The organism is Pseudarthrobacter sp. SSS035, assembly GCF_023273875.1.
Taxonomy (GTDB): domain Bacteria; phylum Actinomycetota; class Actinomycetes; order Actinomycetales; family Micrococcaceae; genus Arthrobacter.
This window is the reverse complement of the sequence record NZ_CP096882.1, coordinates 2,577,753-2,603,510: the sequence shown is the minus strand read 5'-3', so window position 1 is coordinate 2,603,510 and position 25,758 is coordinate 2,577,753. Positions and strand designations below refer to the sequence as shown.

Here is a 25,758-nt window from a genome sequence, read left to right as displayed (position 1 = left end):
ACATAAATGTTAGACTGGCCTAACAAAAGTGTTTGATCAATGGAGATGAAATGGACGGCACGCCGAAAACCGAAGGAAAGACGATGCCGACGCGGCGTGCCATGCTCTCGGGAGCCGCGGCCTTCGCCACAGTGCCTGCGCTTGCCGGCTGGGCGCCGTTGGATTCCAAGGATCCCGGGCAGCACGCCGGACACGGCACCATGTCAGGTCAGGCAGCGAAGACTTCCACGGACGGTTCCTCAGCGGCAGGCGCTGGTTCGCCCCGCACGGACGCTGGCCACGTGGCGAACCACGCCGGTCACGCAGGCTTCGCCGGCGGTTCGGTCCCGCCGGACCGCGCCGGGATCGACCCGACCGCGGTCCTGCACGATTTCGACCGGGGCAAAACCAGCACGCTTCCGGACGGCCGCACCCTCCGGGAATGGGACATCGTCGCGGTGGATAAAGATTTCGAGATCGCGCCGGGGGTGACGTTCCCGGGCTGGAGCTACAACGGCCGGATCCCCGGTCCGACCCTCTGGGCGCAGGAAGGCGACGCCCTCCGGATCCACTTCACCAACGCCGGTGCGCACCCCCACACCATCCACTTCCACGGGATCCACCGGGCCGAGATGGACGGCACCCCGGGGATCGGCGCCGGGTCCATCGCTCCGGGCCAAAGCTTCACCTACGAATTTGATGCCACACCATTCGGCACGCACCTCTATCACTGCCACCAGTCACCGCTGGCGCCGCACATCGCCAAGGGCCTCTACGGCGGCTTCATCATCGAGCCCAAAGAAGGCCGGTTGAAAGCCGACAACGAAATGGTCATGGTGATGAACGGCTACAACACCGACGGCGGCGACGACAACGAGTTCTACTCCGTCAACGGCCTGCCGTTCCATTTCATGGACTTCCCCGTCCAGGTCAAGCAAAACGAGCTCGTCCGGATCCACCTCATCAACGTTCTCGAATACGATCCGATCAATTCCTTCCACGTGCACGGGAACTTCTTCCACTACTACCCCACCGGGACCTTGCTGACTCCCAGTGAGTTCACGGACACGATCTCGCAGGTGCAGGGCCAGCGCGGCATTGTGGAACTCCGCTTTCCGTACCCGGGCAAGTACATGTTCCACGCCCACAAGACCGAGTTCGCTGAACTGGGCTGGATGGGCTTCTTCGAGGTGAGCCCATCATGAGCCTTGACGAAAAGTCAGCTGCCGCTCTGGCCGCAGCACCCCACAGGCGGCCGCCGGTGCCGCGGTGGATGCTCGGCATTGGACCGCTGGTCCTGATCGCCATCCTGCTGGGCCTGTTTACCTTGCTCAACGCACCGGGTCTCAACAACTTCTCCGAGGGCGTTCCGCCGAAGGAGGAGGTAGCCGTCGAAGACGTTCGCCTGACTGCCGGCCAGATCGCCATCACCGTCCGGAACGAGGGACCGGATCCGGTGTCCATCGCGCAGGTCAATGTCTCGGACTACTACGCCGTGTTCACGCAGACCCGGGAAACCATGGCGCCGCTGGAGTCCACCACCCTCACCATCATCTACAACTGGGTGGAGGGGGATCCCTACGAGGTGGCGCTGGTGACCTCGAACGGCGGCAAGATCCCGGCGGTTATTGACGCGGCCGCCTTGAGTCCGGAGCGCGGGAGCTCCTTCTTCGGACTTATGTTGCTCCTGGGGATCTATGTTGGCGTGATACCCGTGGCCCTGGGCATGCTGTGGATGCCGTTCGTGCGCCGTTCGTCCGCGTCCTGGGTCCGCGTCCTCTTGGGAGTCACCGTCGGGCTGCTGGCCTTCCTGGCCATCGACGCGACCCTCGAAGCCGTGGGACTCGTGGCCGGCAGCGGCGCGTTCGGCGGCCCCATGGTCGTCTTCCTCGGCGCCGTGACCGCCTACCTCATCCTCGAGGGAACGGATGCCTGGATGCGCCGGCACCAGAACCCCAGCGCTGCCGGCCAACCTTCAGCCCCGCCGCCGCAGCGCCTGGCGCTGCTGATCGCCATCGGCATCGGCCTCCACAACTTCGGCGAAGGACTCGCCATCGGATCCGCCTACGCGGTGGGCTCACTCGCCCTGGGCGCGTCCCTGATTGTCGGCTTCGCCATCCACAACACCACCGAGGGCCTGGCGATCGTCACCCCGCTCGCCAAACAAGCCCCCGGCCTGGGCCGCCTGGTGATCCTGGGGCTCATCGCAGGGGCCCCCGCGGCCGCCGGGGCCCTCCTCGGGGTGACCGTGTACCAGCCGGCCCTTGCGGCCTTCCTGCTCGGCATCGGAGCCGGAGCCGTGGCCCAGGTGGCCGTCAAACTCCTGCCAATGCTCAGGGACACCGCGGGCAAGACCTTCACGCCGCTCACCGGCGCCGGCATCGTCCTGGGCATGGGACTGATGTTCGCCACCGGCCTCCTCGTCCAGGCCTAGGCCAGGAAGCGGACGACGGCGGGACCTCCCGCCGTCGTCCGCTTGTGTGATGCCAGGGGTATTTACCCCGCCGTGTTCCAGGCTTCCTCGGACACGGGAATCCACCAGTCGCGGGCCTTGCCCTCGCCGATGTATTCGGGCCAGCGGAAGTCCGTGGGCGCGCTGAATTCGGCGGGCAGCAGCGGGGCCACGGAGCCGCGCCGAACCTTCTCGGCCTCAACTCGGACTTGGCCTCGGCCAGGGTCTCCGGGGAGGTCACCAGGTCCAGAACCATGCCGGCGATCATCTTGCCGGTGACGGTGATGGTGGGGTCAATGGTCTCCGGGATGCCGCCCATCGCCGTCATGGCCCAGCCCGGGTACGGAGTCCCGGCAGGGTCCGGAGCCAGCGTTGGGCGGGCGGTGTAGAAACGGATGGTGGGCGCGTACCAGGTCATCTCCACATAGTCGTCGCTGGTCCAGTTCTGCTGCGTTGCCGGAAGGTGCCGGCGCAGTTTCGTCTCGGCGTCCTGCGGGCTGATCAGCTCCGCCGTCGCCGGGTGGAACGGGTTCTCCATGGGCTCCACCCCGCACGAGGCCTGGATTTCGCGGCCGATCTCCCGGGCCCGCTCGTCCAGGACGGGTGCGCCGACGGCGGCGATGTTCTCCCACGCAAGCTGCGCCACGGTGTGGTTGGCGATGCCGGGCCGGTTGCGCGCCACCCAGCGCGAGCTGACGGTGCAGTGCGAAGCAGCCGCGGCCAGCTCGGCGTTACGGTCCAGCACGGCGAGCACCGAGTCGGCTTCTGCGAGGCTGGGGCAGCGCCAGGAGTACTGGATCTGGGCCAGTCCCGCGGGCTGATTGTCCGCCGTCGCCTGCCCCGCGGTGAGGATCGCCTCGGACAACGACCAGCCGCCGGCCTGCGGCAGCATGGAATCCTGGGTGGTCTTGGTGAGCGAGAACATAGTGAACAGTGCCGCATCGGCCCCGGGAGCCCGCGCCGCGGAGTGCGAGGACGGGATGGGGCTGTCGCCGTAGGTGTTGTTCCAGCCTTCGGGGTTGTCACACGTGAACGTGTAGATCTTGCTGTAGTACGAGCCGCAATGGGTGTCCCAGCGCGCGGTGTTGCACAGCGGCATCATGTAGAAGGGGTGGTACGAAATGATGGCGTCCAGGTTGTCGTAGTAGCCGCGCAGGCCGTGGACCACCTTGGATCCCTGGACCTTCTCCGCCGGTTCGCCCGTGTACACGAGTGTCCCGGGGATGTTGTGCCGTTCCATGGCATCCTTCGCCGCGAGGAACCCGGCGAGCGTTGAGATGCCCAGTGCCGAGTGCGGGTCCGTGTGGCCCGGCGCGAACCGGGACATACCCGTGCGGGGCTCGCGCTTGGTGGAAGCTGCTTGGCAGTTGCCGGGAATGGCGTCGTATTCGGCGTAGCCCAGGATCCGAGCTCCGGGGCCGGCGGGGCTGGTCCACTCGGCGGCGAAGGCGGTGGGCATGCCCCCGCTGCCCTCCTCCACGGTGAAGCCGTGTTCGCGCAGGATTTTCACGTACCAGGCGCAGGACTCGTACTCCCGCCAGGCGGGTTCTGCGAGCTCCCAGATGTTGGTGTGCCACGCGGAGAGCTGTTCCTTCTGCCCCTCAACCCAGCCCCACGCGGCGGTCTTCAAGTCTGCATTCTTGAGCGTCTCGCTCATGGCTTTCCCTCCAAAAATTTAGCGGACTACAAGTTTTCGGTTCACGAATTCGTCCATGCCAAGCGGCCCCAGTTCGCGCCCGACGCCGCTGTTTTTGACCCCGCCAAAGGGCAAAGCAGCCGACGACGGCGCGAGCCGGTTGACGCTGACCATCCCAACTTCCAGCCGCTCGGCGATGCGGTCTGCCCGCCCGGCGTCGGCGGTAAAGATCGAGGCGCCCAGGCCGTACGGCGAATCATTGGCCAGCCGGACGGCGTCGTCCTCGTCCTCCGCCCGGTACACCACTGCCACCGGGCCGAAGAGTTCCTCGCGGTAGGCGCGAGTGCCCGGCCGCACATCCGTCAGCAGCGTAGGTGACACGTAGGCCTCCCCTGCCGCCGTGCTGAACCCTCCGCACAGCAAGGTGGCACCTTCGGCGACGGCGCCGTCCACCTGCGCAAGCAGTGTCCGGGCCGCCGCAGCGGAGGACATCGGCGCAAGCGTGGCGCCCGGGTCCCGGGGATCCCCCGGTACGTATCCAGCCAGCTTGGCGGCAAGTCCGGCAACGAAGTCGTCGTACATCGATGCAGCCACGATGAAGCGCTTGGGCGACGTACAGGCTTGCCCCGCGTTTTCCATCCGCGCCGCCGCCGCGAGGTCAACCACGGAATCGAGGTCTTCGGTGTCCAGGACGATGAAGGCATCCGAGCCGCCCAGCTCCAGCACTGACTTCTTTAGCCCTGCCCCGGCGAGCGTGCCGACGGCGATGCCAGCCCGCTCGCTGCCGGTGAGCGAGACCCCCTGGATGCGGGGATCGGACACCAGCGCGGCGGTCTGTTCCACGCCCGCCAGTACGGTCCGGTAGGCACCTGCCGGCAGGCCGGCGTCGAGCAGCAACTCTTCGAGGGCGAGCGCCGAGCGCGGGCAGGCCGGTGCCGGCTTGATGAGCAGGGCGTTGCCCAGCATCAGGTTGGGCGCCGCGAACCTGGCGATCTGGTAGTACGGGTAGTTCCACGGCATGATGCCCAGGATCGGGCCGAGGGGGCGCCGCTGCAGCACCGCCCCGGGGTGGTCCAGCGGCTCGTCGGCGAGGAAGCCCGGCCCGTGCTCGGCGTAGTACGCGAAGATCTCGGCGCACAGCTCCACCTCGCCGACTGCCTCGGCCAGCAGCTTGCCCATTTCCTCCGTGGCAAGCCGGGCCAACCGCTCCTTCCGTTCGAGCAGCCGACCGGCGGCGCCCCGCAGCACCGCGGCACGCCGTTCCGCCGTCGTTGTGCCCCAGCCGGCAGTCTTGCCCCCGCCGATAAAGGCGCGGCGCGCAGATTCGACAGCATCCTCTACATCCGCGGCCGTGGCCTCGGCGTACTCCGCCAGGACCTCGCCCGTGGCCGGGTTGAGCACCCGGAACGCTGCCTCCAGGACCGGCATCAGATGCTCACGTGGATGAGGCTGGGGCCCTTGACCGCGAGCGCCTGGGTGACGGTGTCGGCCAGGACGTCGAGGGACTCCACGTTGAACGCCGTGAGGCCAAAGCCTTCGGCCATGCGGACCCAGTCGGGCTGCACCAGGTCCACGCCGACGGGCGCCAGATCGCGGTCCTGCATGTTCTGCCGGATCTCACCGTAGCCGCCGTTGTTGATGCAGATAATGGGCAGGTCCACCCCCTGCTCCACGGCGGTGATGAATTCCTGGACGGCGAACATGAGCGCGCCGTCGCCGATCAGGCCCACCACAGGACGGTCGGGAGCGGCCACCTTGGCGCCGATCGCGGCCGGCAGCCCGTAACCCAGCGTGGCGTAGGCCGGCGTGTAGAGGAGCTGGTGCGGCTGCTGCATGGGGAAGAAGGACGTGGTGCCAAAGTAGGTGATCTGCGAGGAATCGCCGGCGATGACGGTGTCCGCCGGAAGGGTGGCCGCCAGGATCTCGTTGATCTGTGCCAGGACCGGCGCCATGGCGCGGGCTTCGGCCTGCAGCTCGGCACGCAGAGGCGCCAGCTGCGGCGCCAGCTGCGGCGCCGCCGCGGCGACGTGGCCCGTGAGGGCGGCGAGCAGTTGGGGAACGACGGCGGCCGCGTTGCCCAGGAGTTCCAGTTCCGGGCTGAGGTTGCAGTGCAGCTGGAGGGGGTCAATGTCGATCCGGATGGAGCCGCCCTGCGGGAGGATCTTGCCGCCCCACATTTCGGACTCGCCCAGCTTGCTGCCGATCACCAGCAGCGCATCGGAGGAGTTGCACAGGTCCTGGGCCGAGGCGAACCGGATCTCGGAGCCGAGGGACAGCGGGTGGCCCTCCGGGATGGCGGCCTTGCCGTTGATGGTGGTGACCACGGGCGCCTGCAGCAGCTCGGCGAGTTCAAGCAGGGCAGCGCCGGTTCCCAGCGATCCGCCGCCGGCCAGGATCACGGGGTTGGACGCATCCCGGAGCAAGGCAGCGGCGGCCGCAACGGCGTCGTCGTCGGCTTTCTTCGGCGCACCCAGGGGGCGGGCCTCCAGTGCGGCGGGGTCGACGTCGGAGGCCGACTCCAACAGATCCAGCGGGATCTCGATGTGGACGGGGCGCGGGCGTCCGTGGGCGAAGGACGCGAAGGCCTGGTGGATCAGTTCCACGGCTTCGCTGCCGCTGGAAACGCGGGTGCTGCGTCCGATCAGCGCCCGGACCGCGCCGGTGGGATCCTTGGTTTCATGCAGAAGCCCGACGTCCGAAAACTCGCTGCCGCGCGGGGCACCCGGGGACAGGATGATCATGGGCCGGGACTCGCAGTAGGAGGTGGCGGCGGCGGACATCGCGTTCAGCAGCCCGGGTCCGGAGGTGGTGATCACGACGCCGGGAAGCCCCTTGAGCTGGCTCCAGCCGTCGGAGCCGTACCCGGCGCCCTGCTCGTGGCGGGTGGTGACCGGGCGGATGCCGAGCGGCTTCAGGTGCCGGTAGAACTCCAGGTTGTGTGTGCCGGGGATCCCGAAGACGGCGTCGATCCCGTAGTTCCGCAGCGTGGTCATGACGGCGAGGCCGACGTTGTTGGTGGGGATGGTGCTGGTCATGGCTAAAGTCCTTTGCTGGCTGGGAGGGCGGGCGGTCAGCGCTTGTAGACGCGGGTTCCGTCCACCCAGGTCTCCACAACGTCGATGCCGCTGATGTCGGCTTCGTGCGCCGCCAGCGGGTCCGCAGCGAGGATCACGAAGTCGGCGAGCTTCTGCGGTTCCAGGGAGCCCAGGTCCTGCTCGCGTCCCATGGCCCGTGCGCCGTTGATGGTGTGGGCGCGGAGGGCGGCGACGGCGTCGATCTTGAGGTCATCCGAGCCCAACTGCACTCCCGAGCGGGTCTTGCGGGTCACGGCGGTCTGGATGGCTTCGAGGGGACGCGGATCGGCCACGGGGGCATCGGAGCTCATGGTGACGGGCACGGCCGCGGCCACGAATTCACCCAGCGGGTTGAAGCGCTCCCCCGGGCTGCCGATCGCGTCCGTGACTCCCGGGCCCCAGTTGTAGTAGTGCTGGGGCTGGTTGACCGGGAGGATCCCCAGTTCGGCCATTTCCGTGATCTGTTCCGGCGTGGGCAGCCCGCAGTGCTCGATCCGGTGGCGGTGGTCCGCGCGCGGCGAGACGGCGGTGGCTTCCTTCACGGCGTCGATCACCATCTGGATGGCCGTGGGTGACTGCGCGTGCGTGGCCGTCTGCAGCCCGGCGCTGTGGGCCCGGACCACCAGCTCCCGGTAGTCGGCGGGATCGTGGTAGAGCGAGCCGGTGCGGCAGGGATCATCGCGGTAGCCCTCCGGGAAGTACGCCGTCCAGCCGCCCAGGGTGCCGTCGGCGTAGAGCTTGATGCCGGCAAAGGACAGGAGCGAGTCGCCGAAGCGGTCCACCAGACCCAGCTGCAGGACCTCGTCCAGGAGGCTGGAAAGGAAGTACGCGTTGATCCGTGTGACCAGTTCCCCGCGCTCCACGAGGTCCAGGTAGGCCGCGAATTCGCGCTTGGTGACTTGGCAATCGCCGATCATGGTGACGCCGTGGCTGAGGAACTCGTGCTGGGCGTGGAGCAGCTGGCCGCGGTGCTGTTCCTTGCTGTCAGCCAGGTGGAAGTTGGGGCCGTGGTGGCCGAGCTTGACGCCGTCCTCGCCGGTGAGGATATCGCAGGCGGCGTCGGAGAGTTCACCGGTCAGATCGCCGTCGGCGTCGCGGAAGAACGTGCCGCCGGCCGGGTTGGGGGTGTCCGAATCGATGCCTGCCTTGGCCAGGATAAAGGAGTTCACGACGCCGCCGTGGCCGCTGGCGTTCATCACGTAGACCTCGCGGGTGGTGGACACCGTGTCCAGTTCCTGCCGGTTGGGGTGGCGCTGTTCGGCCAGGTTGCGGTGCTCGTAGCCGTAGCCGCGGATGGGGCCGTCGCCGGGGTTTTCCGCGGCGGCCTTGGCCAGGCGTTCGAGCATGGTGGGGATGTCCGGAGCGGCTTCCGGCCCGCAGTCCACCCAGGACAGCAGCTGCCCGTACATGAGCGGGTGGGCGTGCGGGTCCACGAAGCCGGGAACCAGGGTGCGGCCCTGGAGGTCCGCAACCTCCGGAACCGAGGTGCTGAGTTCACGGGCCGCGGCGCGGCATTCCTCGGGGGTTCCGACGGCGGCGATGCGGTTGCCGATCACCAGCATCGCCTCTGCGACGGAATTGTCGGCGTCGACCGTCCGGATGGGGCCGCCGAGGAAAAGGGTTGCCGGCGGTGCTGCGGCGGATGTTTCAAGGTGCGTCGGGAATGACATGGGGATGACCTTTACAAGTAGAAGGAGTGCGGTGCCGCTGCGAGCCGGCACCCAGCCTGCGGGCACTTAGACGGCGGGTTCCAGCTCGAACAGCGGGGTGTCCGGGGTGCCGGTACGGGCTTGGGAAATGACGTTCTGCGCCTGGATCCTGATGTATTCGGCCAGGGTGTGATCCGAGAGGAACCCGATGTGCGGGGTCACCAGGATCCGGGGGTGGCCCATCAGGGGGTGGTCCGAAGGGGCGGGCTCGACGTCGAGCACGTCCAGGGCCGCCGCGCGGATGTGTCCTGAGTCGATGGCGACGCGGAGGGCGCCATTGTCGATCAACTGCCCCCGGCTGACGTTCACCAGGTAGCTGCCGGGCCGCATGGCCGCGAGGCTTCCGGCGTTGATGATGTGCTGCGTTTCGTCCGTGAGCGGCATATGCAAGGACACGACGGCGGACTCCGCCAGGACCTCGTCCAGTCCGGTCCGGCGGATGCCGGCCTTCGCCAGCATGGCCCGGGTTGCCGGGGTGTCCGGGAGGTAGGGGTCGTAGCCGATGACTTCGCCGAAGACGCCGGAGGCCAGTTCGCCGAAACGGCTGCCGATCCTGCCGAGGCCGATCAGTCCCAGCCGTTCCTGGCTGAGCCGGAACACCGTGGTGTCCGGCCGGCCGTTCCAGTCCCCTTCGGCCACCCGGCCCTGGAAGAACGGGATCTCCCGGGTGATCGCCAAAGCGAGGGCCAGCGCGTGGGAGGCCACTTCCTCCGTGGCCACGCCGGGCAGGTTGCTGACCCAGATGCCGCGCTCCTTGGCGGCGTCCAGATCCACGTTGTCGTATCCCATGGAGAGCAGGGCGATGATCTTCAGGCCCGGGATGGCGTCCATGACCTCGGCGGTGACGGAGGCGTAGCCCACCAGCAGGGCCTCGGCGTCCTGGGCCTGTTCCATGATGACGGCGGTGTCCTGGCTGCCCAGGTACCGGACGTCGTAGCCGTGCTTCTCCAGCAGGGCGACACCTGCGGAGTGGTCGATGTCGTCCATGTCCGTGTAGACAGCGATGGGCCGCTGTGACGGGTGCGGGTTAGTGGACATGGCTGAGGAACTTCCTGGTGCGCTCGTGCTGGGGGTTGTCGAAGAACTCGTCCGGGGTGGCCTGTTCCACGATCACGCCGCTGTCGAACAGGGTGACCTGGTCGGCAACGCGGCGGGCGAACCGGACCTCGTGGGTCACCACGATCATGGTCATGCCGTCATGGGCAAGGCCTTCCATCACGTCCAGCACCTCGCCCACCAGCTCGGGGTCCAGGGCCGACGTCGGCTCGTCAAAGAGCAGCACGGACGGGTTCATCACCAGGGCGCGGGCAATGGCCACGCGCTGTTGCTGGCCGCCGGAAAGCTCGGAGGGGTAGTGCCCGGCGCGGTGGGACAGGCCCACGCGTTCGAGCATGGCCATGGCGCGTTCTTCCGCTTCCTTGTGCGGGACGCTCTGGACCGACGTCAGGCCGAGCATCACGTTCCGGCAGGCGGACAGGTGGGGAAACAGGTTGAACTTCTGGAACACCATGCCGATGTCCCGCCGTTCCTTGGCGAGCTCCCGCTCAGGCAGCGGCACGGTGGTGGTGCCCCGTTCGCGGACGCCGAGGCGCCGGCCACGAAGGAGGATTTCGCCGTCGTTGGCGGGTTCCAGCAGAGCCATGAGGCGCAGCATGGTGGACTTTCCCGAGCCGGAGGGCCCTAGGACGGCCTTCACCTGCCCCTGGTGGATGTCGAATTCAACGCCGCGGAGAACGTGCTGGTCTTCGTAGCTCTTGTGCAGGTTCCGCACCTGCAGCACGGGGTCGGCGGACGTCCAGGCCGCGGCCTCCATCAGCTGTGGCATCTGGCTCATGCGTGTACTCCTTGGCCGATCGGTTCCAGCGTGGTTGGCTTCTTGGATTTTGATCGTGAGGTCCATAGGAATTTCTTCTCCACGTAGTTCTGGAGCAGGGTCAGCAGGCTCACGATGATCAGGTAGTAGATGATGGCGGCGGCGTAGTACTCGGCGTAGCGGAAGGTGATGTTGACGCCCACCTGGGCGGTGGTCAGCAGTTCCTGCAGGGAGATGACGGACGCCAGCGAGGAGAATTTCACCAGGCCGATGAACTCGTTGCCGGTGGGCGGCAGCGCGATGCGGATGGCCTGCGGCAGGACCACTTTGACCATGACCTTCGCCGGAGACATGCCCAGGGCGCGTCCGGCCAGATTCTGTCCTTCGTCGACGCTCAGGAGAGCGGAGCGGATGATTTCGGCCATAAAGGCTGCTTCCACAATGCCCAGGCCGATGAACGCCGCGATGAACGGGGTGAACCAGTCCTGGCGCAGCACCGGGAACAGCTGCGGCAGCGCGTTCCAGATGATGAGCAGGACAAGCAGCGCCGGAATGGCCCGGAAGAACCACGTGTAGAAACCCGCCGTGCCCTGCGCGATGCGGCTTTGGGACGTGCGTCCCATGGCTACGGCAAACCCGACGGCGGTGGCCAGTATCAGCGCCAGCACGGCAACCGCGACGGACAGGAAGGCGCCGTAGAGATAGCTCGGGTTCACGAGTTGTTGGACGAAGATGCCGATATCGAATTCCATCGGGTTCTCCTTTCGAGTGGGGCCGGGACCACGGCTCCGTGGTCCCGGCGCGGTAACTAGTGAACGTCGACGATGGCGGGATCGAGCTTGTTGTCCGTGGCGATCCGGGCCAGGGTCCCGTCCTTGTGGAGGGCCTTCAGGGCTTCGGCGAGAACCGGGGAGATCTGATCGTTCTTGCGGGTGAAGACGCCGAATGTGGTGTCCGTTTCGAAGACATCCTTGGCGAGGGCCAGCTTGCCCTCGTTCTGGGCGGCCATGTAGGAAGCGGCGACGTTGGTCTCGATCAGGGCTTCGGATTTGCCGTTCATAACGGCGAGGACGGTTTCTGCTGTCTTGGGGTATTCCGTGAGCTTCGGTTCGTCCTTGCCGGCAGCTTTGCACTCGTCCTTGAGTGTGTTGATGCGTGCGGCGTTGGACGAAGCCGTCTGCGCCGCGACGCTGCGGCCACAGAGGTCGAGGGGCTGCTTGAACTGTCCCACCGTTGCGGGACCGGCCAGGATGGACGGGCCGGCGTTCATGACCGGGGCGGCGTCGGCCACGGCCAGGCGCGCCTCGCTCATGTACAGGCCGCCGAAGATGGCGTCGCAGCGGCGGGACTGGAGTCCTGGCATCAGGCCGTCAAAGGTGGTGACTTCGAACTTGGCCTCAAGCCCCCAGTGCTTGGCCAGCGCCCTGGCGGCGTCGGCGTCGAACCCGATGATGTTGCCGCTTGAACCGTTTGCGTAGTACTCCAAGGGCGCGTATTCGGGGTCGATGCAGAGGGTAAGCTTCCCGCTCGTTGCCAGCCACTTGGGGGCTTCGGCGGCAGCCGGCGCCTTTTCTTCGGCAGTCGTGGACGCGGCAGCGGAACAGCCACTCAGGAGCAGGGCCAGTGCGGCCGCCGCCATGGCGGCCTTCGTGAACTTGGGCATGTGCAGATCTCCAATGAACATCTGAATCGTGGTTGGGGAGCGACACCCGGGCGGGGCCGATGTGGCGCTGGTCACGATACTAGCCAAGTTCCACCCAAATGCAAGCGAATCATTCGTTCATGGACAGACAAACGCGTTATTTGCTGGAATATGACCGTGATTATCTTCAAATCCATCGTATTGACGCTGGCCTGTGGAACACTTGAAGGCGTCGGAGGGTCAACTGCGCTGACATGCCGTGGCGCACGGCGACTGCGGCCAACTGGAAGAGGCGTTTACTGTGAAGACCATGCAAGATCTGGACAATCGGCTGATCCGATTACTGCAGGCCGACGGCCGCGCCTCTTTCAGCGACCTGGCCAAGCAGCTGGGCGTGACCCGCTCAGTGGCAACGGCCAAGGTCAACGAACTCATCTCTTCCGGCGAGCTGCGGATTGTCGCGGCCGTCCACCCGCGACTGCTGGGGCTGACCGCCGTCGCGCACGTCTCCATCCAGCTCAACGGTTCAGCCCAACCGGCCCTGGACAAGCTGAGCCAGCTGGACGGGGCAGTCTTCGCATCCCTGACCACCGGCCGGTACGGCATCATCGCCGAACTGCGCCTGCCCACGGTGGAGCGGCTGTACGCGGATGTGGAGGCCATCCGCGGGTGCGAGGGTGTGGCCGCCGTCGACGTCCTGATGTACAAGGAAGTGGTCCGCAGCCTCTTCCTCGGCAAGGAGCCGCCGGATCCCGGTTTGGAGCTGGACGCCGCGGACCTGCTGATCCTGGGCGAGCTTCAGGTGGATGGCCGGCTGGGATTCGAGGCGCTCGGCGAGCGCGTTGGACTCTCTGCAAGCGCCGCCCGGAACCGTGTGATGCGCCTGCTGGACGCCCGCGTTATGCAGATCGGCCCCATCCGCAGCCGCTCCGGTTCTTCCCGTGCCCTGGCCTTTGGATTCGGCATCACGACGTCGGGAGGAACAGAGGAAGCCATCGACTTCTTCTCCGCCACCCCCGGCGTGGAGTTCATCGCCAGCTGCTTTGGAAGGTATGACCTGGTGGCCACCCTCGGCGTGGGCGCCCTGGATGAGATGCACGATATTTTGGACAAGGTCCGCGCCATGGAGTCAGTGGCCAGCGTCGAGTCCTGGCTCCACGTCCGGATCGTCCAGGAGCGGTACGCCAAACCTTTGGACAAGATGCTGGCCAAGCGGACATCCGCCAACGGCCAGGTGGGAGGCTCCTCCAAGGGGGTCACCAAGATGTTGCACGGCGCCTAGGACGGTGCGCGAGGGGACGCGCGGACGACGACGGGACCTCCCACCGTCGTACTCTGACGTTTAGCTGGGCTCCCCAGATTTTTCGGTCCACCTATTGCCCAGGGGCCAACGCTTCAGGCACACTGGCTACAGATCCGCAGGAACAAACGCTTCCGCCGATCCAGCCCGCCGGACAATTCGGCCGGCCACCGCCCCATCAGAGATGCCGGGCAACCCCTCTGGAACCACCGATTTCCGCCTCCCCCGGGTACGCCCGGCCCCGGAAGCCTGCGCCGACCCAGAGTCCCGGGATCCCGCCGAGAAAGAGACCACCATGATCAAGCGCCACTCTGACCTTGTCCTGGCAATCACTGCCCACGATCCTGACACCATCGAGAACGACCTCAACACCGCCGTCGAAATGGCCCGCGAACACGCCATGCAGGAGAGCCGCCATGGCATCCTCGTTACACAGCACAGCTACACCAGCTACACCGTCGCCGTCAGCCGCGACGTCCCCTACGGCCTGACCCACGAAAGACGCGAGCTGCACGCGTAGCACCGAAGCAAGCGGACGACGGCGGCGGCCTCCCGCCGTCGTCCGCCTGCGTTTGGGACCGTCCCCCACTGCGCGAACGGACACTTAAGCCCCCGCGGGAATCCTCTATCGGCGCGCTGGTGATGCTCGCGGGGCATGAGGAGTCAGCGGCGGTGCGCGGCGACCGCTGTGCGGGCTGTGCGGGCAAAGGCGGGGGCGACGCGGTCCTGGCCATCGAGGTAGCCGCCCACCAGCGCGGCATCTCGCAGGAGGACGAGGGATGCCGCCACCTCGTCAGGCTCCGACAGCCCTGCGGCGGCGGCCAACTTCTCGAGCGTCGAGCGGAACCACTCCCTGTGTGCGGCGATAAGCTCGCGCACCGGCCCCTCACCGGGGTACTCGGCGGCGGCATTGATGAAGGGGCATCCCCGGGTGTGGCGTTCACGGATGTCGGCCTCGATGCCGGCGATGACGAGGTCGAGCAGCACCGCGGGATCGGACGAGACCTGCGTGGCCTGGGTGAACAGCCCGCGCAGCTGCTCGTCCTCTCCCCGAAGGTACGCGAGGACGAGCCCCTCTTTGCCCTCGAACTGGTTGTACATCGTGGCCCGGGTCACGCCCGCCCGCCCGATGATGCGGTCGACCCCGACGGAGTGGATGCCCTCGCCGTAGAAGAGGTCGGTCGCGGCATCCAGCAGCCGCTGACGTGCCGACGGGCGCTGCTGGAGGGTGGATGCCGAGCGCGGCGCGGCGGTGGTACTCATGGATCCTCCAGTGGACTTTTTCATTCCTAATCGCTCTGGGAATAGTATTGCATAGATAGAACGTTCGGTCTACTATCGAAGCATCAACCACCCCACCCCATCGAGGAGATCGATATGAGCACCACGACCAAACCCCCCATTGTCCTCATCCACGGTCTGTGGATGACTCCGAAGAGCTGGGACACCTGGGCCGAGCGCTTCCGCGCCGCCGGCCATCGGGTGATCGTGCCCGGCTGGCCCGGCATCGACGACCGCAGCGTCGAGGACATCCGCCGCAACCCGGAGCCCCTCAAGGGGATCGGGCTGAAGCAAATCGCTGACAACTACGAGCGGATCATCCGCGAGCTGCCCGAGAAGCCGATCATCATGGGCCACTCCTTCGGCGGCGTCCTCACTCAAATGCTCGCCGACCGCGGCCTCGGCGTCGCGTACGTGGGCGTCGCGCCGGGCCAGACCGCTGGCGTCACGACGCTGCCGCTGTCGACCCTGTGGACGGGCACGCCGATCCTGTCGAACCCCTTCGGACGCAACGGCGCCAAGCCGCTGTCGAAGCGCCACTTCCACTTCACGTTCGGTAACGACGTCTCCCGTGCCGAGTCCGACAAGCTGTGGGAGGAATCCGCGGTGAACTCCTCCAACCGGGTCTTCTTCGAGGGCGTCCTGTCGGTGCTGAACGAGAAGGGCGGCATCACCCACGTCGACTACGGCCGCACCGACCGTGCACCGCTACTCATCATCACGGGCGAGATCGACCACGTCGTGCCGCCGGCCATCGGCGAGGCAATCGTGAAGAAGTACAAGAAGTCGGGGAGCCCCGCGATCGTCGAGTACAAGACGTACCCCGGCCGCACCCACCGCTTGGTCAGCCAGGACGGCTGGGATGAGATCGCCGACTACGCCCTCGAGTGGGCGACCACCCACGCGGCGGCCGACGCAACGAACTAGCCCACACCCGCGCGTACGGCTGGTGTCAACGATTCCACGAAAATTAGGGAACTGCCGTCCTTGCGGTCGTTCAGTTGGCGAGACGTCTAATGTCCCTAGGGTTGCACGACGCATTCCATAGTGCCGCACGATTAGAACCGGGTAGCGCGCGAGAGCGATTGATGATTACCAATCGGATGTTAGGTTGAGCGTCATGACTGATCCCAACACGCCACCCGCCAGTGGCGGAGCGTCCGTTCTCAGAACCAATTCGCCGATCGGACGGCAATCCTTCGACCGCTTGATCAACGATCTCGCAACTAATCGACCACGAACGGTCTTGGACCATGGGTGCGGATGGGGTGGAATGCTCCTGGACATCCTCGAGGCGATGCCGAATACCAGCGGCACGGGCATTGACATCAAGGAGTCCTACATTGATCAGGCACGCATGGCAGCTAAGCAACGGGGGCTTGCTGACCGGGTCGTATTCCAGGCGGAATCGTCTGCGGATTACGCGGGGAGCGCCGACCTCGTCCTCAACGTAGGTTCGTACCAAGCTTTTGGGACGATCAGCGAAGCCCTGTCCCGTCTTCGCAGCTCCACCACACCTTCCGGACATCTGGTTTTTGGTGCCGAGTTCTGGTCTGCTGTCCCAACCGATAATCAGTTGGCTCACATGTGGCCAGGGACAACGATTGATGATGCTTTACTCCTCCCCGACCTGGTCGACAAGGTCACCAGCGCTGGGTGGCGCGTTCTGGATCTGCGGACCTCAACCAGTCAAGAATGGGAAGAATTCGAGTGCGGCCACCTCCGAAATCGGGAGCAGTGGCTTGTAACTCACCCCGAGCACGAGTCGGCGACAGAAATTCGGGACGAGTTGGACAAGGCAAGAATGATGTGGTTGCGCGGCCACCGGGACGTCATGGGCTTCGTCACCTTCATCCTTGCCAAGGACGGGTGATCAGACGCTGAACGACCCCTGTGATGCGCGGGTCATTCTTGGTTGTCGACGATTCCCCGATTTAGCTGACTCCCTGTTGGGCGATGGTGTGGTCGACGAAATGCCCTGAATCCTTGAAGACATTCCAGGAATGTGCAGCCTCGGCCACGTTCTACCCGGTCTTCTCGCCCGTATCGCCGATCTCGGAAACGCTGGTATGCGGCCGCAGATGCCTGCTCTGGTTGGCCTTGACGTGGATCTGGTCTCCATCGACCCTGCGAAGACGCGCTCCGGAAGGTCCACACTCGGCGCGAGCGGTCACTTAAGCCCCCCGCCCGGCGGAGTAGTTTTGTGGCATGACGGAAACCTTTCGGTACGACGTGGAGGTCCTGCATCTCCTGGTCTCGCCGGCGCACGCCTACTTCGGCCGGGCCCGCGAGGGTGCCGCGGATGTCCCCACCACGGATGCCGGGCGGGTGGAGCTCGTGGCGGGCAAGGGCATCGTCGGGGACCGGTTCTTCGGCAAGGCCGCGCACATGGACGCCGCCGTCACCCTGTTCTCGATCGAGTCACTTGAGGCCATCGCCGCGGAGCTGGGAACGGCACGCTTTGACCCGCTCCTGACAAGGCGCAACGTTGTGCTCCGAGGCGCCCATCTGGCTCCGTTGCTGGGACACGACTTTGCCCTGGAATCCCAGGGAGACCTGGTGCGGCTCACGGCCGGGCGGCCCGCCCACCCCTGCGTCTGGATGGACGAGATGCTCGCCCCGGGCGCACACAAGGCAATGCGCGGCCGGGGCGGTGTGCGCTGCCGGGTAATTTCCGACGGAGTCCTGCACCGCGGGCCGGCGGTACTGGTCAGCCCCGTGCCGCTGGAGCCCGAGCGCGCCGGCGAAGCCACGATGTTGCGCGCATCGCGGCTGCCCTAGTTGGACGCCGCCTTAGTGAGACGCCGCCCTATGAGAGTGGGCCGCTGGTAGGTCAGACGTGCTGATCCACGAGGACCGGGTTGCCGTCCGGATCCACGACAATAAAGCTCCCCGGCCCGTTGGTGGCCTCGTCTGCCTCGGCAACGAACTCGGTGCCTGCAGCTTTGAGTTCCCGCTGGAGGTCGCGCACATCGGTGAAGGAGTCCAGCGCTTCCGCGTTCTGGCTCCAGCCGGGGTTGAACGTCAGCATGTTCTTCTCAAACATCCCCTGGAAGAGGCCAATAACGGTCTCGCCGTTCTTGAGGATCAGCCAGTTCTGGGTGATGTCGCCGCCGAAACTGGTGAAGCCCAGTTTCTCGTAAAAGGCAGCTGACGCCGCGATGTCCTTGACGGTGAGGCTGATCGAAAAAGCGCCGAGCTGCATGGGTAACTCCACTCTCAAAGGGACGGGTTTTCCGATGATACCCACAGACGCAAGCGGACGACGGCGGGAGGTCCCGCCGTCGTCCGCTCCCGGTCATCCCCGCTCGAGTCGGGCGGCTGTGGAGCTGTAATCCCGCTGGTGCAGCCGTTCGATGCCGTCGAGGAGGAGGTCCAGGGCGAACTCGAACTCGAACTGGTCGTCGCAGCCGCTGCCGACTACCGAACCGTCATCGTGGCTGGCAGCAGTCGCCACTTGCAGGACGTTCGGGTAGTTGGCGGACATTTCCTGGTACATGGCGGCCTGGACTTCCGGTGCCACCGCAGCGGGAGCGTCGCCCTCTGAAGTGGCCGTGGCGTCGAACAGTTCCTGCGTGAAGCCCCACATCCGGCTGCCGATGGCATGCATCACGTGGTGCGTAAGGTCTACGGAAAAGCCCCCGGCGAAGAACATGCCGATGAACGAGTCCATGTAGCCCAGGACGGCGGGGGTCGGGTTGGTGCGGGTTTCCAGGACGCGCCTGGCCCACCTGTGGCGCTGGAGGACGCGCCTGGCCGAGAGCACCCGCAGCCGCACCATGCTCTTCCAGTCAGCACCGGCAACGGGAGGGTCAATCTCGCCGATGACCACGTCCACCATGCCGTCAAGGAGCTCCTCCTTGTTGGCCACGTGCTTGTACAGCGCCATGGGCACCACGTCCAGTTCCTGGGCGAGGCGGCGCATGCTCAGCGGGCCGATCCCCACCTCATCAGCGAGGGAGACGGCCGCCTGCAGCACACGACCCCGGTTCAACCGAGGCCGGCGTTCCACGGCAATCTGCTGAGTCACTATTCCCTGCTTCCGACGCTGCAAACATCTTCCATTGACAAGTGTACTAAGTACACCTAGTGTCAGTCCCATCAGATAGGTGTACGACGTACACCTCATGGAAAATCGAGGAGCCAAACCATGAACCCAAGCCAGCCGGCGGCCGCTACAGCCGCGGGAGCACGGACCATGAAAGCCGCGACCTACCGCCGGTTCGGCGGGCCGGACGTGGTCCGCGTCGAGGAGATCGCACAGCCGGCTCCGCGCGCCGGAGAGGTGCTCATCAAAGTCATGGCCAGCACCGTAAGCGTCGCCGACCACCGCGTCCGCAGCCGCAATGTCCCCAGGGGACTCGTGGCACTCACGGCCCTGACCCTCGGCCTCTTCCGCCCGCGGACCCGGGTCCTCGGCATGGACGTGGCCGGCGTGGTGGAGTCCGTCGGCCAGGGCGTGACCGCGTTCCGGCCCGGCGACGAGGTTATTGCGATGCTCGGCGCAAAATTCGGAGGGCATGCGGAGTACGTGTCCGTTCCGGCGAAGGGGCCCATCGCCACCAAACCCCGGAACATGGGCTTCGAGGAAGCCGTCACGCTGCTCTTCGGCGGACTCACGGCGAAATCCTTCCTGGGCATGGCGGCCATCAAGACCGGCGACACGGTTCTTATCAACGGCGCCTCCGGAGCGGTGGGAACGGCCGCCATCCAGCTGGCCAAGCACCTCGGCGCCCACGTTACCGCTGTGAGCAGCGGGGCCAACAGGGAACTGGTGGAATCCCTCGGCGCGGAGAGCTTCATCGACTACACCGCAGCGAATTTCACCGCAGACGGCACAACGTACGACGTCGTCATGGACTGCGTGGGGAACGCCCCGTTCGCGAGGGTGCAAGGGAGCATCGCGCCGGGAGGTGCCCTGCTCCTGGTTATTGCCGACCTCAAAGGCATGCTCGGCGCGCGAGGACAGAGCCGCCGAAGCGGCAAGCTGGTCACTTTTGGCGGCCTCAAGCTCACGTACACCGCCGACGACGTAGCCTACCTCGTGAGCCTCGCGGAGGAAGGCAAGTACCGGGCAGTCATCGACAGGACCTACAACCTCGCCGACGTCGTCGAGGCCCACCGCTTCGTGGACACCGGACGCAAGCGGGGCAATGTGGTCCTGCGGGTCCCCTAAGCAGCGTGCCCCGGATCACTTCTCCGCTGGGGATCCTTCGCCCCCGTTATCCACCGGACCGGCCCCTTCGGACTCAGACACCGCATCGGGGTGCGCATCGTCTTTGTGGCGGGCTTCCTGGAGGTGGTGCTCCAATTTCTCCTCCGCCTCCCGGCGGCGTTGACCTACGGTCCGCATTTGTTGCGTTGTCGGAGCGGCGTGGGCGTGCTGGTGTGGGCCGTGATCCTGCAGGCCGTCAGAGATCTTCTCACTCATACTGAAATGGTCCCACCGTGCGTCAGTGTCGGGAAGGTGCCACGAACGACGGCGGGAGGTCCCGCCGTCGTCCGCTTGCGTTGGGTGCCGCTGACCTGCAGCGCCTTCCAGTCAGTAGACGGCTCGGCCTCCGGAGAGGTCGAAAACGAAACCCGTCGTGTAGGAGGCCTCCGGCGACGCGATGTATTCAATCAGTGCCGCCGCCTCTTCCGCAGTGCCCAGGCGCCGCATCGGTATTCGCTGCAGGTCCTCTGCGGTCGGGGGTTTGCCGCTGATCAGCGGGGTGTCGATCTTGCCCGGCGCTATGGCGTTGATCGTGACGCCGGTGGTGGCGTACTCCTTCGCCAGCGCCTTGACCAGTCCGGTGATGCCGGCCTTGCTCGCCGAGTATCCGGTCATCCACGGGACCCCCTCCTTGCCCGCAGTGGAGGAGAAATGGATGAGCCGACCGAAGCCGTCCTCGGCCAGGAGCGGCAGCACCGCCTGGGAGAGGGCGAACGCGCCGGTGAGGTTGATGCTGACGAGCCTGGCGAACTCCTCAAAGGTTTCCTCCGAGGAGGGCTGAACCTTCCCGAGGATTCCCGCCGTATTGACCACGACGTCCAGGCCGCCCAGCAGGGAGGCCGCCTGGTCGACGGCGTCCCGGACGGAATGCGGGTCTGCGATGTCGATGGCCAGCTGCGGCTGACTGCTGTCCGGGCCGGGCCAGTTCGCTGACGGAAGGTCGGCACTGACTACCCGGTTTCCGTTTCTGCTGAGCCGTTCCGCGGTTGCCAGGCCGATGCCGGAGGCCGCCCCCACCACCAGGCACCGGAGGGTCGCTGCCTGGTGGGTTCCGGCGTCGGCGGTGCTGTCACTGGACATGGTTCAGAGCCCCTGGGCGCGGAAGTATGCGGACGCCCGGGCTGCCGCTGCCTGGGGATCCGGGAACAGCCCGATGCCGTTCGCCGCTTCGAAAAGGTCAGCGAGATGCACCAGTGATCGGCCGGACTCAAAGCCGGCCAGCAAGCGGAAGTGGCTCTGCCATCCCGTCAGGTAGCTCAGCCAGACCACGCCCACCTTGTAGTACTGGGTGGGGGCTTCGAAGATGAGGCGGCTCAGCGGGACGGTCGGCTCGAGGATCTGGCGGAAGCCGGCAACATCTCCGCGGTCGAGCTTGACGAACGCGGCCGAGGCAAAACGGGGCACGGCGGCAAACGCCCCCAGCAGGGCATCGCTGTGCCCGTGTTCGTCCCCGGCGATGAGATCGGCGTAGTTGAAGTCGTCCCCGGTGAAGAGGCGGACTCCTGCCGGGAGCCGGCGCCGGAAGCTGACCTCGTGGTCCTTGTCGAGCAGGGAGATCTTGATGCCGGCCACCTTGTCCTTTTTCGACCCGATGAGTCCCAGGACGGTTTCCGACGCTTCCGCAATGGACCGGCTGCCCCAGTAGCCGGCCAAGGCAGGATCGAACATCGAGCCAAGCCAGTGCAGGATGACCGGCTTCGTTGCGGCGTCCAGCACCTTGCCGTAAACCTCGAGGTAGTCGTCCGGACCCGTCGCGGAAAATGCCAGGTGGCGGCTGGCCATCATGACCACGCTTCCGCCGGCCTCCTCGACTTCGCCCAGCTGCTCGATGTAGGCATCAGCGATTTCCGTCAGCGGATGTGGCCCCGGGCCAAGCTGGTCGGTGGCGATTCCGACGACGACGGACCCGCCGACGGCGCGCGCTTCCGCCAGGGTGCGCCGGGCGAGGGTAAGTGCTTCCTTGGGGCCGAGGCCCATCCCCCGCTGTGCGGTGTCCATGCTCTCGGCAACGCCAAGTCCCAGGTCCCACAGGGAGTGCCGGAGCTTGAGGGTCGCGTCCCAGTCAATGGCCGAGGATCCGGCGCTGGCCAGGAGCGGATCGGCCACAACGTGACCGGCGGCGTACACAATCCGGGCCACGGGCCGGGTGCTGCTGGTTGCAAGGGCTGCCGGGGCGGCGAGTTCGATGGTGCGGTACTGCCCCTTGAGCGAAGGCAGCTCGATGGTGTTCCGGGTGTTCATACGAGTTCACGCTCCAGTGGGTTGACATGTTCACTGACGGGTTCGGTGACGTGGCGGTTGAAGCTGGCCACGGTGCGGTCGATGATCGTTTGCAACGGCAGCTGCCAGATGTCGTCGTTGAAAATCTCCACCTCAACAGGGCCCGTATAGCCGGCACGGATGACCGATGCGGTCAGGGCGGCAAGGTCGATGTTCCCGTCTCCGGGGAAGAGCCGCCCGTTCATGTTTTCGGGAACCGGCAGGGGCAGCGCGAAGTCGCTGACCTGGTAGCCCGCGATCCGCGGGCCGGCCGCCAGGACGTCGTCGTCGAAATTGGGGTCCCAGGACGTGGCATAGGCATCAATGAGAATCCCGACGGTTTCGGCCGGAAAATCACTGATGACGCGCAGCGCCTGCCCAATCGTGGTGACCATGCTGCGGCTGTCCACGAACAGGGGGTGCAGCGGTTCGAGCGCCAGCCGCACCCCGGCCGCACGGGCGTGGGGTTCGAGTTCCTCGAGCGTGGTGCGCAGCCGCTGTTCCGCGTGCCGGATGCTCCGGTCGTGGCCCGGAAGTCCGCCGGCGATGAGGGTCAGCATCGGGCTGCCGACGGCCTGCGACAGGTCGAGTGCCCGCTTCACGCCGTCGATCGCCGCGCGCAGTTCTGCGCCGTCCTTGTCGGCTAGGAATCCGGCCCTGCACACGGAGCTGACGGACAGGCCGGTGTCGGCGAGCAGCTGCTGGGTGCGGGCAATGCCGATCTCCTCCACCGGTTCGATCCACAGGCCGATGTGCCGGATCCCGGCCCGCATCGCGGCTTCCGCGGTGGCGATCAGCGGGTAGGGGCGGGTGGTGGCCTGGTTGAGGCTGAGCTCCACGGTGTTCTCCTGGTGCGTCTGGTGTGTCATCGGGATGCTCCGGAGCCGGCCAGTGCGCCCGGCAGGTGGGCGAAGCGGGGCGCTTCCGCAGAGGTGGTATCGATGCGAACCGGCAGTCCCGTGCGGGCCGATTCGTAGACGGCGGCCACGATCTGCAGGGACTTCATCGCCTCGCGTCCGCTGACGGAGGGCGCCCGGCCGGCCCGCACAGCATCAACGAAGTCTGCGACCTGGAGTTTGTGCAGCGGCAGGAGCTTGGCGTTGACTTCGGATACGGGGATATCCCCGGTGAGGCCGTCCGCGAACACCGTGGATGCACGCTCTTCGCCCGGCACGGCCCAGAGGTCGTTGATGGCATCCGAGCCTTCCGGGTATTCGGTGACGTTCACGGTGGCGCCGTTGCTGCCGGTGACCACGATGCGGGTTCCGAGGTTCGGTGAGGCCGCCACGGTGGCGCTGAGGGTGGCGATGGCACCGGACGCGAAGGTGATGAGCGCCGCTGCGGTGTCTTCGACTTCCATGGTGTCCCCGAGGACGAAGGTCCCTGCTTTGGCGCTGACTTCGACGGGATCGCCCATGAACCACTGGAGGAGGTCGATGTTGTGGATCGCCTGGGTCATGAGCACTCCCCCGCCGTCGGCGGCCCAGGTGCCGCGCCAGGCGGCAGCGTCGTAGTAGTCGGTGCCGCGGTGGAGCAGCACCTGGCAGTGGCCCAGCATCGGCTGGCCGAGGCGGCCGTCGTCGATGGCTGCCCGGAGGGCCTGTGCCCCGGGCCAGAAGCGGCGCTGGAACACCACTCCGAAGGTGACATTGTGGCGTTCGGCGGCCGCCACCATCCGCTCAGCTGCGGCGACGTCGGTGGCGACCGGCTTTTCGCACAGGATATGCACGCCAGCTGCCGCGGCTTCGGACACCACGGCCTCATGGGTGGGATGCGGTGTGCAGACGCTCAGCGCATCGATGCCCAGGGCGATCAGCTCGCGGACGGACCCGACGGCGTGGGCGACGCCGCGCTCGGCGGCAAACGCCTCGGCACGTCCCAGATCGACGTCGCAGACGCCGGCAATTTCGACGTCCGGCAGGGCGGAGTAGGACTGGAAGTGGTTGTCGGCGATGTTGCCGCAACCAACGATTCCGACGCGGAAGGGGTGGCTCATGACTGTTCTCCTGAAGGGACGACGGCGGCCTGGGGCTTGGGTGTGGTGATGGGCGCTCCGAGCTGGTCCAGGGGAACCCTGAAGGTCTCCTTGGCAGTCAGGGCGCTGCCCACGGCGATGAGGGAAATGATGGCGGAGATGACCGCGACCGGCAGCCAGTCTGACGGGTTGCCTGCCGTGAGGGCGGTGTAGAGGCTGGGGGCGAAGCCCGCGGCGATCAGGCCGATCTGGAGGCCCAGGGCCATGCCCGTCTGGCGGACCTTGAGGTTGAACATTTCCGCAAAGAATGACGGGTACGTGGCGTTGATGGCGGCGTAGGCGAACGACATCGAGAGGATCCCGGCGAGGAACAGCAGGGGAACGTTACCGGCCTGGATGGCGGCGAAGTAGGCGAAGATCATGGCGGCGCAGCCGAGGTTGCCGGCAATGAACACCGGCTTTCGCCCCACCCGGTCTGACACCATCGCGAACAACGGCTGGGTCACGAGTGCGAGGACATGACTGACGATGAGGACCCACAGCATGGTGCTGCGCGGGATGCCGTAGACGCCGGTGGCCAGGGACAGTGCGAAGACTTTGACCACCGTGTCAACAGCGAAAGCGAGCGAGCAGAAGGTGACCCGGACGATCGCGCCCCAGTGGGACCGGAAGACTTCGACAACCGGCACTTTCACCAGGGCGTGCTCCGCCTGGGCTTCAATGAAGGCTTCAGGCTCGTCGAGCTTTGCCCGGATGATGAACCCGGCGACAGTAACTAAAGCGCTCAGCAGGAACGGGATGCGCCATCCCCAGCTCAGCAGCTGGTCTTCCGGCAGCGCCGAGATGGGCACAAAGATGAGTGTGGCCAGGATGAATCCGGCGACGATGCCGTTGGGCGCCCAGCTGGTGAAGAAGCCACGGCGGCCCTCGGGTGATATCTCGATGGTCAGCACTGTGGCGGCCGCGGTCTCGCCGCCCACGGAGATTCCCTGGAGGATACGGAGCGTGATCAGCAGGACCGGTGCCCAGACGCCAATTTGCGAGTATTCGGGCAGGCAGCCGACCAGGAAGGTGGACGTTCCCATCAGGATCAGGATGAAGACGAGGACCTTCTTGCGGCCGATACGGTCGCCGAAGTGTCCCAGGAGGATCGCGCCGAGCGGCCGGGCCACGTAGGAGACGGCGAAGGTGGCCAACGCCGCGATGGTGGCGACGGCACCGGCGTCCGGGAAGAAGATCTTCCCGAAGACGAGGGCCGCGGCCAGGGCGTAGATGTAGTTGTCGTAGTACTCCAGCGTTCCGCCGGCCATGCTGGCTACGGCGGCACGTACGGGGCTGTTCTTGGCACGGGGCGGGTGGACCGCCGGGTCTTGCAGGGTGGTGTTCACTGATTTCTCCTTCATTGCAGATTCAGCCGTTGATG

At 66.3% G+C, this 25,758-nt stretch carries 25 protein-coding genes and 1 pseudogene; 8 read left to right on the top strand and 18 right to left on the bottom strand.

Going from position 1 to position 25,758, the window contains the following annotated elements:
* Positions 1–50: 50 nt before the first annotated feature.
* On the top strand, positions 51–1,184 hold the full coding sequence (locus MUN23_RS11980) for a multicopper oxidase domain-containing protein (RefSeq protein WP_248758432.1): 1,134 nt from the start codon (positions 51–53) through the stop codon (positions 1,182–1,184).
* Entirely contained in the window at positions 1,181–2,413 is a 1,233-nt protein-coding gene (locus MUN23_RS11975) for a ZIP family metal transporter (protein WP_248758431.1), read from the top strand. The genes MUN23_RS11980 and MUN23_RS11975 overlap by 4 nt, the downstream gene beginning before the upstream one ends.
* Here MUN23_RS11975 and MUN23_RS11970 read toward each other — a convergent pair.
* The 8 genes from MUN23_RS11970 to MUN23_RS11935 all read right to left on the bottom strand — a co-directional run bounded on the left by MUN23_RS11970 (position 2,346) and on the right by MUN23_RS11935 (position 12,326).
* The gene (locus MUN23_RS11970; protein WP_248758430.1) at positions 2,346–4,088 is read right to left on the bottom strand and encodes an amidohydrolase; all 1,743 of its coding nucleotides are present in this window, start codon (positions 4,086–4,088) and stop codon (positions 2,346–2,348) included. The genes MUN23_RS11975 and MUN23_RS11970 overlap by 68 nt on opposite strands.
* 18 nt (positions 4,089–4,106) lie before the next feature.
* Entirely contained in the window at positions 4,107–5,495 is a 1,389-nt protein-coding gene (locus MUN23_RS11965) for an NAD-dependent succinate-semialdehyde dehydrogenase (protein WP_248758429.1), read from the bottom strand.
* Positions 5,495–7,102 (bottom strand): thiamine pyrophosphate-binding protein, encoded by a 1,608-nt coding sequence (locus MUN23_RS11960; protein ID WP_248758428.1) that lies wholly within the window; start codon positions 7,100–7,102, stop codon positions 5,495–5,497. Before MUN23_RS11960 ends, MUN23_RS11965 begins: the two co-directional genes overlap by 1 nt.
* A 35-nt stretch (positions 7,103–7,137) precedes the next feature.
* Positions 7,138–8,811 carry an amidohydrolase gene (locus MUN23_RS11955; RefSeq protein WP_248758427.1) on the bottom strand — a complete coding sequence of 558 codons (1,674 nt, stop codon included), beginning with the start codon at positions 8,809–8,811 and terminating at the stop codon, positions 7,138–7,140.
* A gap of 66 nt (positions 8,812–8,877) precedes the next feature.
* The gene (locus MUN23_RS11950; protein ID WP_248758426.1) at positions 8,878–9,888 is read right to left on the bottom strand and encodes a C-terminal binding protein; all 1,011 of its coding nucleotides are present in this window, start codon (positions 9,886–9,888) and stop codon (positions 8,878–8,880) included.
* Entirely contained in the window at positions 9,878–10,684 is an 807-nt protein-coding gene (locus MUN23_RS11945; protein ID WP_305886562.1) for an amino acid ABC transporter ATP-binding protein, read from the bottom strand. Before MUN23_RS11945 ends, MUN23_RS11950 begins: the two co-directional genes overlap by 11 nt.
* Complete coding sequence (locus tag MUN23_RS11940) at positions 10,681–11,415, bottom strand: amino acid ABC transporter permease (RefSeq protein ID WP_248758425.1); 735 nt, start codon at positions 11,413–11,415, stop codon at positions 10,681–10,683. Before MUN23_RS11940 ends, MUN23_RS11945 begins: the two co-directional genes overlap by 4 nt.
* 56 nt (positions 11,416–11,471) lie before the next feature.
* A complete protein-coding gene (locus tag MUN23_RS11935) occupies positions 11,472–12,326 on the bottom strand; it encodes a transporter substrate-binding domain-containing protein (RefSeq protein ID WP_248758424.1) in 855 nt (284 codons plus the stop codon).
* A gap of 289 nt (positions 12,327–12,615) precedes the next feature.
* Here MUN23_RS11935 and MUN23_RS11930 point away from each other — a divergent pair, with 289 nt between their 5' ends.
* Positions 12,616–13,587 (top strand): Lrp/AsnC family transcriptional regulator, encoded by a 972-nt coding sequence (locus MUN23_RS11930; RefSeq protein WP_248764066.1) that lies wholly within the window; start codon positions 12,616–12,618, stop codon positions 13,585–13,587.
* Positions 13,588–13,900: 313 nt separating this feature from the next.
* Complete coding sequence (locus MUN23_RS11925) at positions 13,901–14,125, top strand: hypothetical protein (RefSeq protein ID WP_248758422.1); 225 nt, start codon at positions 13,901–13,903, stop codon at positions 14,123–14,125.
* Between the two features lie 143 nt (positions 14,126–14,268).
* Here the strand turns inward: MUN23_RS11925 and MUN23_RS11920 are convergent, their stop codons facing one another.
* Positions 14,269–14,868: a TetR/AcrR family transcriptional regulator gene (locus tag MUN23_RS11920; protein WP_248758420.1), complete on the bottom strand. Its 600-nt coding sequence runs from the start codon at positions 14,866–14,868 to the stop codon at positions 14,269–14,271.
* 114 nt (positions 14,869–14,982) lie between these two features.
* Here MUN23_RS11920 and MUN23_RS11915 point away from each other — a divergent pair, with 114 nt between their 5' ends.
* Positions 14,983–15,813 (top strand): alpha/beta hydrolase, encoded by an 831-nt coding sequence (locus MUN23_RS11915; RefSeq protein ID WP_248758417.1) that lies wholly within the window; start codon positions 14,983–14,985, stop codon positions 15,811–15,813.
* A gap of 193 nt (positions 15,814–16,006) precedes the next feature.
* Positions 16,007–16,759 (top strand): cyclopropane-fatty-acyl-phospholipid synthase family protein, encoded by a 753-nt coding sequence (locus MUN23_RS11910; RefSeq protein ID WP_248758415.1) that lies wholly within the window; start codon positions 16,007–16,009, stop codon positions 16,757–16,759.
* A gap of 70 nt (positions 16,760–16,829) precedes the next feature.
* Here MUN23_RS11910 and MUN23_RS23655 read toward each other — a convergent pair.
* Positions 16,830–16,967: pseudogene (locus MUN23_RS23655) on the bottom strand (type 1 glutamine amidotransferase domain-containing protein); the annotation flags it as partial.
* 127 nt (positions 16,968–17,094) lie between these two features.
* Between MUN23_RS23655 and MUN23_RS11905 the strand changes: the two are divergent.
* Positions 17,095–17,667, top strand: coding sequence for an MOSC domain-containing protein (locus MUN23_RS11905; protein WP_248758413.1), 573 nt, complete (start codon positions 17,095–17,097; stop codon positions 17,665–17,667).
* Between the two features lie 52 nt (positions 17,668–17,719).
* On the opposite strand, the gene MUN23_RS11900 is transcribed toward MUN23_RS11905, so the two are convergent.
* A complete protein-coding gene (locus MUN23_RS11900; protein ID WP_248758408.1) occupies positions 17,720–18,091 on the bottom strand; it encodes a VOC family protein in 372 nt (123 codons plus the stop codon).
* 93 nt (positions 18,092–18,184) lie between these two features.
* Positions 18,185–18,916, bottom strand: coding sequence for a TetR/AcrR family transcriptional regulator C-terminal domain-containing protein (locus MUN23_RS11895; RefSeq protein ID WP_248758406.1), 732 nt, complete (start codon positions 18,914–18,916; stop codon positions 18,185–18,187).
* A gap of 120 nt (positions 18,917–19,036) precedes the next feature.
* Here MUN23_RS11895 and MUN23_RS11890 point away from each other — a divergent pair, with 120 nt between their 5' ends.
* Entirely contained in the window at positions 19,037–20,062 is a 1,026-nt protein-coding gene (locus MUN23_RS11890) for an NAD(P)-dependent alcohol dehydrogenase (RefSeq protein WP_248758404.1), read from the top strand.
* A gap of 15 nt (positions 20,063–20,077) precedes the next feature.
* On the opposite strand, the gene MUN23_RS11885 is transcribed toward MUN23_RS11890, so the two are convergent.
* The 6 genes from MUN23_RS11885 to MUN23_RS11860 all read right to left on the bottom strand — a co-directional run bounded on the left by MUN23_RS11885 (position 20,078) and on the right by MUN23_RS11860 (position 25,723).
* Positions 20,078–20,317 (bottom strand): hypothetical protein, encoded by a 240-nt coding sequence (locus MUN23_RS11885; protein WP_058931165.1) that lies wholly within the window; start codon positions 20,315–20,317, stop codon positions 20,078–20,080.
* A 111-nt stretch (positions 20,318–20,428) separates the two neighbouring features.
* Positions 20,429–21,181 carry an SDR family NAD(P)-dependent oxidoreductase gene (locus tag MUN23_RS11880; protein ID WP_248758403.1) on the bottom strand — a complete coding sequence of 251 codons (753 nt, stop codon included), beginning with the start codon at positions 21,179–21,181 and terminating at the stop codon, positions 20,429–20,431.
* Between the two features lie 3 nt (positions 21,182–21,184).
* A complete protein-coding gene (locus tag MUN23_RS11875) occupies positions 21,185–22,342 on the bottom strand; it encodes a dihydrodipicolinate synthase family protein (protein ID WP_248758400.1) in 1,158 nt (385 codons plus the stop codon).
* Positions 22,339–23,229 (bottom strand): sugar phosphate isomerase/epimerase, encoded by an 891-nt coding sequence (locus MUN23_RS11870; RefSeq protein WP_248758399.1) that lies wholly within the window; start codon positions 23,227–23,229, stop codon positions 22,339–22,341. Before MUN23_RS11870 ends, MUN23_RS11875 begins: the two co-directional genes overlap by 4 nt.
* Complete coding sequence (locus MUN23_RS11865; protein WP_248758396.1) at positions 23,226–24,356, bottom strand: Gfo/Idh/MocA family protein; 1,131 nt, start codon at positions 24,354–24,356, stop codon at positions 23,226–23,228. The genes MUN23_RS11870 and MUN23_RS11865 overlap by 4 nt, the downstream gene beginning before the upstream one ends.
* Positions 24,353–25,723 carry an MFS transporter gene (locus MUN23_RS11860; protein WP_248758395.1) on the bottom strand — a complete coding sequence of 457 codons (1,371 nt, stop codon included), beginning with the start codon at positions 25,721–25,723 and terminating at the stop codon, positions 24,353–24,355. The genes MUN23_RS11865 and MUN23_RS11860 overlap by 4 nt, the downstream gene beginning before the upstream one ends.
* Positions 25,724–25,758: the final 35 nt, after the last annotated feature.